Source organism: Chryseobacterium glaciei (assembly GCF_001648155.1).
In the GTDB taxonomy this organism is placed as follows: Bacteria; Bacteroidota; Bacteroidia; order Flavobacteriales; family Weeksellaceae; genus Chryseobacterium; species Chryseobacterium glaciei.
In genome coordinates this window covers 3,519,799-3,531,398 of sequence record NZ_CP015199.1, presented here as the reverse complement: position 1 = coordinate 3,531,398, position 11,600 = coordinate 3,519,799, and the positions used below count along the sequence as shown (strand labels likewise).

Annotated in this window: 11 protein-coding genes; 8 read left to right on the top strand and 3 right to left on the bottom strand. The window is 33.0% G+C overall.

Features of this window, described 5'->3' with window-relative positions:
- The first annotated feature begins 353 nt into the window (after nt 1-353).
- The gene (locus A0O34_RS16000) at nt 354-1,298 is read left to right on the top strand and encodes an MBL fold metallo-hydrolase (protein WP_066756719.1); all 945 of its coding nucleotides are present in this window, start codon (nt 354-356) and stop codon (nt 1,296-1,298) included.
- Between the two features lie 81 nt (nt 1,299-1,379).
- Nucleotides 1,380-2,078: a DUF1826 domain-containing protein gene (locus A0O34_RS15995; RefSeq protein WP_066756715.1), complete on the top strand. Its 699-nt coding sequence runs from the start codon at nt 1,380-1,382 to the stop codon at nt 2,076-2,078.
- A 438-nt stretch (nt 2,079-2,516) separates the two neighbouring features.
- Here the strand turns inward: A0O34_RS15995 and A0O34_RS15990 are convergent, their stop codons facing one another.
- From A0O34_RS15990 to A0O34_RS15980, 3 genes are read right to left on the bottom strand one after another with little or no spacing between them, the layout of a single operon-like run.
- Complete coding sequence (locus tag A0O34_RS15990; protein ID WP_066756708.1) at nt 2,517-3,284, bottom strand: hypothetical protein; 768 nt, start codon at nt 3,282-3,284, stop codon at nt 2,517-2,519.
- Nucleotides 3,285-3,314: 30 nt separating this feature from the next.
- On the bottom strand, nt 3,315-3,914 hold the full coding sequence (locus tag A0O34_RS15985) for a recombinase family protein (protein WP_066756705.1): 600 nt from the start codon (nt 3,912-3,914) through the stop codon (nt 3,315-3,317).
- 60 nt (nt 3,915-3,974) lie between these two features.
- Entirely contained in the window at nt 3,975-4,517 is a 543-nt protein-coding gene (locus A0O34_RS15980; RefSeq protein WP_066756702.1) for an antirestriction protein ArdA, read from the bottom strand.
- A gap of 374 nt (nt 4,518-4,891) precedes the next feature.
- On the opposite strand from A0O34_RS15980, the gene A0O34_RS15975 reads away from it, so the two are divergent.
- The 6 genes from A0O34_RS15975 to A0O34_RS15950 all read left to right on the top strand — a co-directional run bounded on the left by A0O34_RS15975 (nt 4,892) and on the right by A0O34_RS15950 (nt 11,597).
- The gene (locus A0O34_RS15975; protein WP_066756699.1) at nt 4,892-5,467 is read left to right on the top strand and encodes a hypothetical protein; all 576 of its coding nucleotides are present in this window, start codon (nt 4,892-4,894) and stop codon (nt 5,465-5,467) included.
- Nucleotides 5,468-5,471: 4 nt separating this feature from the next.
- Nucleotides 5,472-5,975: a hypothetical protein gene (locus tag A0O34_RS15970; RefSeq protein WP_066756696.1), complete on the top strand. Its 504-nt coding sequence runs from the start codon at nt 5,472-5,474 to the stop codon at nt 5,973-5,975.
- A 332-nt stretch (nt 5,976-6,307) separates the two neighbouring features.
- Nucleotides 6,308-6,721, top strand: coding sequence for a hypothetical protein (locus A0O34_RS15965; RefSeq protein ID WP_066756691.1), 414 nt, complete (start codon nt 6,308-6,310; stop codon nt 6,719-6,721).
- A gap of 5 nt (nt 6,722-6,726) precedes the next feature.
- Nucleotides 6,727-7,074, top strand: coding sequence for a hypothetical protein (locus A0O34_RS15960; protein ID WP_066756688.1), 348 nt, complete (start codon nt 6,727-6,729; stop codon nt 7,072-7,074).
- A 327-nt stretch (nt 7,075-7,401) separates the two neighbouring features.
- A complete protein-coding gene (locus A0O34_RS22385; protein ID WP_066756684.1) occupies nt 7,402-10,779 on the top strand; it encodes a type VI secretion system Vgr family protein in 3,378 nt (1,125 codons plus the stop codon).
- Between the two features lie 11 nt (nt 10,780-10,790).
- Complete coding sequence (locus A0O34_RS15950; protein WP_066756681.1) at nt 10,791-11,597, top strand: toxin-antitoxin system YwqK family antitoxin; 807 nt, start codon at nt 10,791-10,793, stop codon at nt 11,595-11,597.
- The last annotated feature ends 3 nt before the right edge of the window (nt 11,598-11,600 follow it).

Genomic DNA, 11,600 nt, shown 5'->3' with positions numbered 1-11,600 from the left:
TTATCTGTGATAAAATTTAGTTACAAGAGTTTGTCATACTGGAAGCTCCTAAGTGTAGTATTAGAAAAAAGAATAGAAAGATTTGTACCTAGATGCTTCTAGCACGACAAACTTTTGTAGAGACTTTCAATGTTGAAATAAAAGACTATAACCCTAGCCCCGATTGGCGCGACATCCTTTTTGGTTGCGGCCGGAGCAAAGCGGAGGCCGTAACCAAAAAGATACAGCAGAAAGCGGGAAATTGCTCCTTAAAAAAATTAATTACAATTCGACATAGCCAAAAAGCTTCAAATAAATAGTGTAAATTTGCCCTGAATTACCATGAAAGTTCATTTTTTTAAGTTTTAATTATAATGAAAAAAATAAGATTTTCTTTATTTGCTATTTTGTTATCCATTGCTTCTCAGGCACAAAATTTTGACCTTATTCCATTAGGTATTTATGGTGGAGAAAAGGAAGATAATTTATCGGCTTATCTGGTCGGAGCGCCCAATGACAAGTCGTTTCTTTGTCTTGATGCAGGAACAGTAAATGCAGGAATCCGAAAAGCCATTGAATTGAAAAGTCTGACTGGAACAACAGAAACTGTTTTAAAAGATCAGATTAAAGGATATTTTATTTCTCATGGTCATCTGGATCATTTATCCGGGTTGATTATCAATTCTCCAGCTGATTCTAAAAAGGATATTTATGCTATTGCTCCAGTAATTCAAATTCTTCAAAATCATTATTTTATAAATGATACTTGGATTAATTTTGCTGATCAGGGGCAAAAACCGATACTCGGAAAGTATCATTATAATGAACTGCAGGAAGGAGTGGAAATTCCAGCCTCAAATACTTCTTTTTTCTTGAAATCTTACGAACTAAGTCATGTAAATCCCTATAAAAGCAGTGCTGTTTTGGTAAGAAAAGACGAGCATTATTTGCTGTATTTTGGAGATACAGGAGCCGACAGAGTTGAAAAATCTGATAAATTAAATACTATTTGGGACGACATCGCTCCATTGATTAAAAAAAGACAATTAAACACGATATTAATTGAAGTTTCTTTCCCAAACAATCAGTCTGAAAAGTCTCTTTTTGGACATTTAACACCTAATTTATTAGTGGAAGAATTAGAAAAGTTGAAAGAAAAAACCGGACAAAAAAATCTTGAAAACCTTAATATCGTAGTTACCCACAGAAAACCAACAGGTGACAATCCAGAGATTATAAAAGAGGAATTATTGAAAAATAATCCGTTAAAAATACATTATATTTTCCCTGAACAAGGGAAAAAAATTAGTTTGCACTAGATTATATTAAAAAAAAGCCTTGGAAAGATTTCCTAATTCCAATGTGAAAATTTTGCAACATTTCAGCAATTAAATTAAAATATGAACGAGCAGTTTTCTGACAGCAGCCAAATTGGATTAGTTTCTACTTTTTCTGAACTTGTAAATACCGATTTTCAGGGAGAAATGAATGCAATTTGCTGGGAAAGAAATTTAAATGGGGATTTCAAAGAAATTGTATCTAAACTTCAATTAAAAGAGAACATTACGGAAGTTTCTATTGAAGATCTTTTAGCATTACAACTTTCAGAAAAAGGAAATATTGCAAGAGAAATTATCTTAAATGATTTACAATTATTAACTGATTTTGGAGCCTCACCTTCTCTCAATTTACTTAAAAATTACGAAAGAGATGATGAGTTCGACTTCATTTCAACAGATGTATATTCTTATCACATAGATCGCTCTCCCATTGGAACGGATACTTTTTTATGTACCTATCATGGTACTGCAAGCGATATTCTACCCAATCATCAGGTTGAACAAAAAATAATAATTCCTGAAATCCGAGAAAAGCTTAAAGAATTACACGACGGTTCAGAAGCAGAATTTGAAACCTTCTTAAAGGAATATTATTTTGATTTGCATTATCAACCTAAACCCAATGCAGAGCCTATCAATTTAGGGTTAGGGCATCTTTGGCGGTTGGCAGTAGATCATCCTGAACAACAGGTTTTACCTTGTGTTCATAGAGCTCCGATTGAAAATGATGGTGAGTATAGGTTACTTTTGATTTGTTGAGTGATTATTTTACTGGCCTTTCTTACTCTTAATAGATTACTGTTGAATATTATACCACCATATATTCTCATAAAAGAAAAAGCCCTATCAATAGAGCTCTCTAATAAATATTATGGATTTTATATTATTTTATTTTGCATTGGTTACTTCCCGATACAAAAATAGTTACTATTGATTATCAATGTTTTATAAACAATAGTAACATTATAGAATCAAATAAATTTATTTTAGAAATTTTGTAACAAAATTTCCATAAAATATTTCCTAGAATTTCATCATGGTAAAAGTACCATATTAGGTATATAGAAATAATAAGGAGGTCGATATATCTAAAGGGGTAAATCATCCCATTTCATGCACTTTCTGATTTATTGATAGTGAAAATTATATCTTCTTTGAGCGGTGAACCCTTGGGTTTTCTCATTTAAGGAGCAATTTCTATTCTTCGGATAGGTTTTCTTGTTGAGAACCATTCTCTATCCTTCTCTTATCTAAAACATACCCTAATGCCAAAGAATAGTTTTGCATATTTTTGTAGTTGTTCTTCTTCTCATTGAAACTATTTCTAATAAACATTATAATAGGAAAAAAAATTGGACTAACAAGCAGGAATGTTTGGAGAACAATTAATTTTTGTTGCCTTCCTTCTTCTGCCCCAACAGCAAATGATATAAAATTTAAAACAGAAACAAGTATAACAACAATTGAAATAACCTCAGATAGATTAATGGGAAATTTTGGAGCTGTACTAGTGGCTAAGTCTTTATCATTTTGGATTTTGAAAAACTCAAGTTTCCAAGTTTCCAATTCTCTATTAGATGCGTGAAGCTTTTCAAACCAATAATATTTTAAAATTTTTGAATCCCAATCTATTCCGAATAAAATTACTTCAAGCATATTCTGTTTAAATTTTCCTACTTTTTGTTTAATATTTTTAAAAAGTCTTACTCTTTCATAAAAAATAAATCCATAACAAAAAACAAAGGAACTAACCATTAATATAAAATGCCATCTATAATATGTTTCTGACAAAGGTGTTTTATTTTTTACAGTATCTTCAGTAAAAAAATATACACCTATGCCCATTGTTACTACAATCAGAATCAAAACCACTAAATCAAAAGTGGTGTTTCTTTTAATTGTGCTAATATTTTTATAAATATTATCCTCTCCTAAAAAACTGCTGTAATGTTCATGTAATTTCATCTATTAAATATTTTTTTTCAAAAATAATAATTATACTGAACTACTTATAGCATTTTTAACTTTCTGAACAGTTCCAATGCTGACCGAGCAAATTTTTGCAGTGTCTCGGATTGAATTTCCTTTCTTTAGGCTCTTAATCACCTCTTTATACTTGAAAAGGAAATCTTCTATACTTTCCATAGAACCTTTCTCACGTCCTTTGTAAGTTCCACGAGCCTTTGCAAGTGCAATTCCCTCTCGCTGTCGTTCTAAAATCGTTTCTCGCTCCATTTCTGCAATGTTAGCCATAACAGAAATGATAAGTTTGAAGGCTTGATTTTCTTTGCCTTTGATTAGACTTTCTATTCCGAGATTATCCACTTTGAGAATAACGCTCTTTTCTTTGAAAAATTCCAGAGTTGTTAATATGTCGTACAGATTACGTCCTAACCTGTCAATAGAACTCACAGAAACGTAATTAATTCCTCCGTCCTCAATAGCTTTTATAAGTTCCTTCCCATGTTCCCTATCCTTAAAGGGAGTAGAACCACTAACAATATCAGTAAATACTCTTTCACCTACTGCTTGTCGTTCCTCTTGTCTTGCAATGTTTTGTGCACCTGTGGAAACTCTAATATATCGTGCTTTCATAATTTTAAAATATTATAAAGCACCCTGCATTTAAGCAAGGTGCAAAGATTCTTGTTGTAATTAGTTTCTGAAATAATACCCGTTAGAACTCATATAATCATACATCAAATGTCTGGCTGTTGCTTCCCAATCAATGTAAATGTAAGACGGAAGGCTTTCAGGTATTGAGCCGTCCTGTTCTAAAGTAGTCTGTGCAAAATATTCGTCTGAACTGTACTCGCCATAATAAGAATCTGAAAGGCTCTCTAATAGGTCGCTTACGTCCTCATGATAATAACTCATGCACTCTGCATAGGCTTCTATAACCTCGAAATCATAATCTGAATTGTTGATTTGTTCGGCTATTTCGTAAATGTCAACTGAAAGATGACTTTCGCTGATTAGCTTTTGCTTGATAAAGAACTGACTGCATTCGTAGTCCTGAAGCATAAATTCAGGCTCCTCTTCATCTTGGTGTAGTTTCTGCATAGCCTGTAAAAGCTCGTCATAGTTTGAATAATCTGATAATTTCAGCCATGAGCCATAAATGCTCCCTGAATTGTACTTAAAGTAAGTACCAACATAGATTTGGAAGTCCTCCAAACAATTTTGTAACTTTGTCATTGTAGATAAGTTTTAATTAGCGTTAGAATTTTTTACACTTCCCCATTCAATATTAGTAGTATTGATGGGGTTTTTTGTTGGTTTTTATTACTCGAAAACCGTGCCAAGTGTGTGAATTTTAGGGTACTTTTGAATGAAACAGAAGAAATATTTTAAACCTGTAAAAAATTCTCTCAAACCCGTTCTAACTTTGGATTGTAGTCTAAAAATGTTCAAAAAAAGTGTTGAGGTTTTTAGACCTCCGAAAACTTTTGACCGACTTTAAAGAGGTGGGGGTACTATCGAAAACTTGCCCTATGGCGGGGTACTTTTGCTTAGATACCTCTTAATTGGAGATATATTAAGTATATTTGAAAATATTGAAAAAAAATAGAATGTCAGAAAACACATTAAACAACAAATTGCTACTTAGGTATTTAGGAGGGTTAGATGAAAATGATTTAAAGTTCATTGAAGAGCAGTTTGATAATTTAGACGTTGACTTTAAACATATCAGCTATAACGGACAAATTACAAATTCTCTTACAGACTTTTCGCTTGAAGCATTTTATACCCTATCCTTATCTTCCATCTTTTTGCGAGAGACGATTCAACATATTGGAAAAAATGTAGTATGGGAATCGTTAAAAGCAATTTTTATCTATACAAGAGACAAACTTAAAAATAAGGAATACAGTCAAATTACAAAAGATGATGTAATAAAGAAGCCCATTAAATTTGGAATCAATGCTATTTTAGATGATAATACAACTTATAATTTTGAGCTGAGCGGAGAGTTAAGTGATGAACTTATTGATAAATCGCTTGATAAAATGTTGGAGTTTTTGAAGGAACAAAAACCGAATGAAAAATATGAGCATACATCTTATGCTAGATTTTCTTCAAAAAATGAGGAATGGGAAACAGAGTCATTACAGGAATATATTTTAAAAAGAAGAAAAAATAATTAGTATTATGACAGATGTAGATTTTGTTTATTCAAGAATGGGAATGGCATTAGTTTCAGCACAGAGAGTTGAATTTATTTCAAGTAAACTTCTTGAATATCTTGTAGAATTTGACAATGACTTTTATGGCTTAACCACATCAGAATTTCTTGAATCAGCTTCAAAATCCAAAGGAAAGAAAACACTTGGAGAGATTTTTAGGATATTAAAACTTAATCCAAAATTAATCATTGAAGACGAATTAAATTCTTATCTAAAGAAAAGAAATTTACTCGCACACAATTTTTGGGCTACATATTTAAATAATAAGTCAGCAGGAGAAGAAGCTGTTAAATTTTGTTATGATTTTGGGAGACACTCTACTAAGCTTGAAAGTTTTTTCAAGGGGTTTACTTACTTATTAGCTTTAAAATATGTTGCTAATAGAGATAGTTTAGAAGACGAAATAAAACAATGGAGTGATGATTTCGATTTTTTCATGACTTCACTTCAACAGAAAAAATTAATATAAACACAAAATCAGTTTCAGAATATTGATTTTTTTCATCATTTTTGCAAACTATAAACAACTAAAATGGTTTAATTATTGATATAGAAAAATTTATCTAAAAAGCTTTATAGCTTTTTAGAAGACATCGACGATAAAAAAGTGAAAACTTTTTTTGTATTGTTAAACGAATCTGCAACATTCTCAAAAGCACAATTACAAAAATGGTTATCGCACTTGCCTATGGTGAGTAGCGGTTTCCGTAATTGTGCTTAGGCTTTGCAGAGCCTGTTTAACATTGCGAGAATACTTGTTACTCACTTTTTTGTTGCCCAAAATCAAACAAAATAGAAACAATGATATTAAGCATCAAACAACAAAAGTTCTTATTCTTTTGGATCATATTCAATACAATTGGATATGTAAGCTATCTTACAAATTGGCATCCATTGTACACAAACACCCTTAGGGGTGAAGGAATTGTAATATATGAAGAATATTACCTAATCACTCCCGATTACATTTCCTGTCCTTTATGTGATACCAATTATTCGCCTGCATCTCATTTTTACCCTTTCCATAGCTTCAGCTATAAAACTTACAAAGGAAGTTATGTTTATGACGGATTTATCGGACTTTGGGGCTATTACGACCATCAGGAATATATCATATATGTAATTCTCCCACTCATTATTGTCTTACTTATTTACATCTATAAAAGATTATTTTCTAAGAGTAACAATTCAACAACTATTAACAATCAAAAATAATTACAATGAAAAAATTACTATTTACTCTTGCACTAGCGTTGCCAACACTTTATTTCGCACAGGAAACACAGAAAGACAAGAAGTGCGATCTTCCCTCAAACTATCAAGAACCTGCACCAGATAAGAAAATCCAATCTTTTTTGAAAAAAGTAGATGCAACTATTTCTGACCTTAGAAAACATGTTGCAATAGATAATGACTGCATCGAAAGCGATGTTATTTTCTTACGCATTTCAGAACAAAAAGGAAACGGGCTTTATGATTTGTGCGTGAAAGGTAAATCTCTCAAATATAAACGTATGGGAAGCGTGTTCATGAAGGCAGACCAAAACCCTTTTGATACTGCAAAATGATAACGCTCATTTTAGATTCAAATTTCTGTGGAACTTCTCTCCGACCACTCAGAGAGCCAAACAATTGGGACTATCTTTTATTAGTCTCAATTGTTATACTATATGTAGGTGGTGTATACTATTCACTGCTGATATTGAAATTTATCACCGACAAGTTGAAACAGCATTTTAGTAAAAGACGAAAAGTAAAGCATTAATCAAACTATTTGATTTACAAGCAGTCGTAGTTTTACTACAATTTAAAAGATTTATTAAAAATCTCTATATTTGGCACAGTATTTTATCTATATTTAGTGATATAATACCAAAAAACACACAAAATATACAATGAAAAGAAATATCTCAAATTCTGAGAAGATTTTGGAGAACCATATATCAGGGATTAACCGCGTGGTGAAGCTTGATATTGTGGTTAATGGAAATCTAATCAAACACTTTAAACATTTTCGTCTGCAACAAAGTGCCAAAACACACCACAGTTTTGAACTTACTCTGGCGCATGATTCTCTGGATGAAATACAAAACCATAATTTAGAACAGGCACAGCAGTTCTTTGGCAAAAGACTGACCGTTACTTTTAAATATAAAGATGCTGAAAATGAAAGTCCCGAACGTACATTTGTCGGTGTGGTTACAAAAGTGGCATTCAGTCAGGATAAAATGAGTCTGGGAAATATTGTACTAAAAGGACACAGTCCAACCATATTGATGGATTCTGCACCCCATACCCAGAGTTTTGGAGGCACTCAGGCTGTAAACACATCTATTATTGCTGACAACATCATTAAAGAGACATTAGGAACAAGCAAGTTCGATTTCAGAATAGACACCCAGAATAAAAGCTATATTAATTACAGTGCACAGTACTGTGAAACTCACTACAATTATCTGACAAGAATTGCAGAAGCTTACGGTGAGCAGTTCTATTATGATGGTGAAATACTTCATTTCGGAAAGCTACCACCTAATGAAAAGCCTATCCAACTTATCTATGGAAGCAATGTTAATGATGTGCAGGTAGAATTAAAAGCAGTACATACAAAACCTGAATACTTTGGATATAACAGTAGCAGTCATGCTAAAATGCTTGGCACGAATGATAGTATCAAGCATTTAGGAGATTTGTCAGCAAAGTCTTATGAACTGAACGATAGTATTTTTAAAACCCGTTCTCTTACTCCCACTCCTTTAAATCCCAATATTTTTCTGGATGTGGATGATGCCCAGAAAAGTGCAAGAGGAAGCGCTGCCGTAGAGGTTTTTACAGTATCAGGAAATACCTCTGTGCCTTTTCTTTATATTGGCTGTGTCACAGATTTAGCTATGAGAAAACAAGACAGCAATGAGACCTCTCACTTTACAACTTTGATGATTACCGAAGTCACCCATGAAGTAGATGCAAGGGGATATTATACAGGAAATTTTGAAGCCATAGCCGAGGGAACAGGCTTTATGCCTAAATCTGATTTTATCCTGCCTAAAGCAGAACCACAGATAGCAACAGTAATTTCCAATATTGACCCCTTGAATCAGGGAAGAATACAGGTGCAGTTTGACTGGCAATTAAATGATACTACTCACTTTATAAGAATGATGAGTCCAGATGCAGGGGGAACGGATGCCATAAGCCAAAACAGAGGATTTGTGGCTGTACCTGAAATTGGAGATCAGGTAATGGTAGGCTTTGAGTACAATAACCCAGATTTTCCTTTTGCAATGGGTGGAATGTTTCATGGAAAAGTCGGTTTAGGCGGAGGCGCTGATAATCATCTTAAATCTATACAGACCCGTAGCGGAATCAAAGTTTTAATGAATGATGCCAACGGTAGTGTGACAATTCAAGACCCTAGCGGAAACATATATTTTATGGATGGCGGAGGAAACATTAATGTTACCGCTCCAAATAAAATAACGATGAATGCTACGGATGTTGAGATTAATGCCAACAATAATTTTGATATTAATGTTATAAATAATATGACATCGACCGTTGGAAATACGGCACTAATGAATTATCTTCAGAAAACATTGGTAAATACACCTATCATGTTACAGACTGTATCAGAATTTTTCCATACACAAGCGGGAAAAGCATTGATTAATTCAGAAAATGAGATAAAAATTGAAGCTAAAGAAACTAATGTTGCAGGATTCAAAAAATTACATATACATTCAAATGAAAGCGCAGTTGTTAATTCAAAAGGCACTGTGGAGGTGAAAGGAGAGGAAGGAACAAGTAACACAAACGTTGCAGAAGAACGACCACCATCTTCAACAACAGATATTGGAGAGTGTATTGTAGAGTTTAGACCGAGGACTCCAAATTATGGTAAATTCGGATTTGATTTTATGCGAATCGGAGATAATACAGGAGGAGGTGTGCATGATATTACCTATTTAGGAAATATGGGTACTCATGCGCAAAATGACTACAACGCTGCATTTACAGCAGAAACCTCGCCTTATAACAAATTTAAAGGACTTATCACAACTGAGTACAATCCTACTGCTATCTCCGTAACCGAATTTAAGAAAACGGATATAAGAGAGAGGTATGCCACTCCATGGTTGAGCCTATATAGAGTGCCTGAAGGAAGGTTATTGGTAGATGGTACGTCAGACCCCGAAGCAGGAACCTGCATTGCTGCTACTCTGAAATTACTTATAGAAGTAAAAATAGAACCTGACGAGTTGAGATTAGAATTTGATGACAGATATTTTACCATTACAGGTGGTGGGGCAACTACTAAAGCTGAGGCAGCAAAGCCCAATTCAAGCTATTTCAGCATACCAAGTAAAAGCGTTACCGTAACAGGTGGCACAGCGGGTACGCCTCATACGATGGATATAGAAATTAACTGCATCAAAGAAATCCCTGTTATTGCGAGCATAAAAGCCTTTGCCATTACAAAAGATGCTACTACCAATATAACCACAGAAACATTGGCAGGAAAGTTATTGATAAAAGCCAACAACAAAGCCAACAGGAAAACTAAAAAAATTGTTCTTGTAAATGTAAAAACATCTTTAGCACCTTCAGGAGGAAATATAACGGGGCAGGAAGATGTATTGAAGCATGCGTTAAGACAGGCTTTAATTGACCCAAGAATAAAGACGTTTGAATTAGATTTAACCGCTGAAACAAGCTTTAATAACTATCTCCACACACTGCCACTATCTGCAGGCAGTGCGTTAGGTACTCCACCATCAAAAGTAATCAAAGGATATTATTTATATGATTATGCCAACAGGAGAGAAAATACTCATAAACCAAGAAGCTGGAAAGATCTTTGGAAATACTTGAATGAAAAACTTCATAGAGCAAAACCTGAATACACAAATTATATCAAAGTTTATTATTTGGGTTCCACAGGTGGAAATATTAAAATTGATGGTATTTTTGAAGCTTTGAGCGGATACTCTCAGCCAGGTGAAAAGACAACAATCTTATTCAACGGATACGACACTAATGCTACTACAGCACACGAAGTATTACATGCTATGGGATTAGACCATACATTTGAGAGTAAAAATATTATACCAAGTGGGATGTCAAGAACCAATGCTCCTAATGGTAAATATACTTTCAGATATGCTGTTACGGATAATATTCTGGATTATTCCCACCGTGTAGGAATAACAAGAAAATCTTTAATGGAGTGGCAATGGGAAATCATAAGAGACACTTCCCAACCCGAACCTTAAAAATATTTTTTATGAAAACAATACTTATATCCATATTATTTTTAGTATTAAACTGTAAAGGACAAGAGCCTAAAAAAGGATTAGAAAAAAATGGGATTACCATCTTAAAAACAGCAACAATGTATTATATACCAACCATAAACTCCAATTTCGAAAAATTTGAGTTTCAAAAAACCAAAGAAAAATATATTAAAACAGATTTAATTTCTTCTGAAAATGATAAAGTCTATAATGGGACATCTTATAAACTTGAAGAAAAAATAGATAATAGGCATGTAATTAAATATTATGGACTTCTTGAGAATGGAAAAATTATAAATCCATACGAGTTAACTTATTTTGATAATTCTCCTTTTGAAATTAGAAAAACGTTTTATCCCAATGGTAATATCAAAGAAAAGGGACTATATATTTTGCAAGGAAATGTTTATAAAGGAATTTGGTATTACTTTGATGAAAATGGAAAGCCTACACATAGTATAGATAATGACAAAGCTTATAACTTTAGATGGGAAGACATTGAAAAATTTATGATTGAGAATAAAATTCCAATATTATTAGGCTATAAAAATAAATTTGGCAGCACGGAGGTAAATAGGGCATCACCATTATTATTTCCTGAATCTTCGGTTAAAGATGCTGCTTTAACAGTAGAAAAACCTATGTGGAGTATTATATGGAAAGGAGAAACATTCAATCAATATTATATGATTGTTTTAGACGGGAATACGGGCAAAATACTCTATAGAAAAAAATACTGGGTATCAGAAGAAGGGGAAAATGTTCCTGAACCTATTATAGAGAACTTTACTAAATAATTT

Excerpts from the sequence above, each read along its gene's own strand:
- A0O34_RS15990 (WP_066756708.1), bottom strand. The coding sequence starts at position 3,284 with ATGAAATTACATGAACATTACAGCAGTTTTTTAGGAGAGGATAATATT.
- A0O34_RS15965 (WP_066756691.1), top strand. The coding sequence starts at position 6,308 with ATGATATTAAGCATCAAACAACAAAAGTTCTTATTCTTTTGGATCATA.
- A0O34_RS16000 (WP_066756719.1), top strand. The coding sequence starts at position 354 with ATGAAAAAAATAAGATTTTCTTTATTTGCTATTTTGTTATCCATTGCT.
- A0O34_RS15980 (WP_066756702.1), bottom strand. The coding sequence starts at position 4,517 with ATGACAAAGTTACAAAATTGTTTGGAGGACTTCCAAATCTATGTTGGT.
- A0O34_RS15995 (WP_066756715.1), top strand. The coding sequence starts at position 1,380 with ATGAACGAGCAGTTTTCTGACAGCAGCCAAATTGGATTAGTTTCTACT.
- A0O34_RS15950 (WP_066756681.1), top strand. The coding sequence starts at position 10,791 with ATGAAAACAATACTTATATCCATATTATTTTTAGTATTAAACTGTAAA.
- A0O34_RS15960 (WP_066756688.1), top strand. The coding sequence starts at position 6,727 with ATGAAAAAATTACTATTTACTCTTGCACTAGCGTTGCCAACACTTTAT.
- A0O34_RS15985 (WP_066756705.1), bottom strand. The coding sequence starts at position 3,914 with ATGAAAGCACGATATATTAGAGTTTCCACAGGTGCACAAAACATTGCA.
- A0O34_RS15975 (WP_066756699.1), top strand. The coding sequence starts at position 4,892 with ATGTCAGAAAACACATTAAACAACAAATTGCTACTTAGGTATTTAGGA.
- A0O34_RS15970 (WP_066756696.1), top strand. The coding sequence starts at position 5,472 with ATGACAGATGTAGATTTTGTTTATTCAAGAATGGGAATGGCATTAGTT.
- A0O34_RS22385 (WP_066756684.1), top strand. The coding sequence starts at position 7,402 with ATGAAAAGAAATATCTCAAATTCTGAGAAGATTTTGGAGAACCATATA.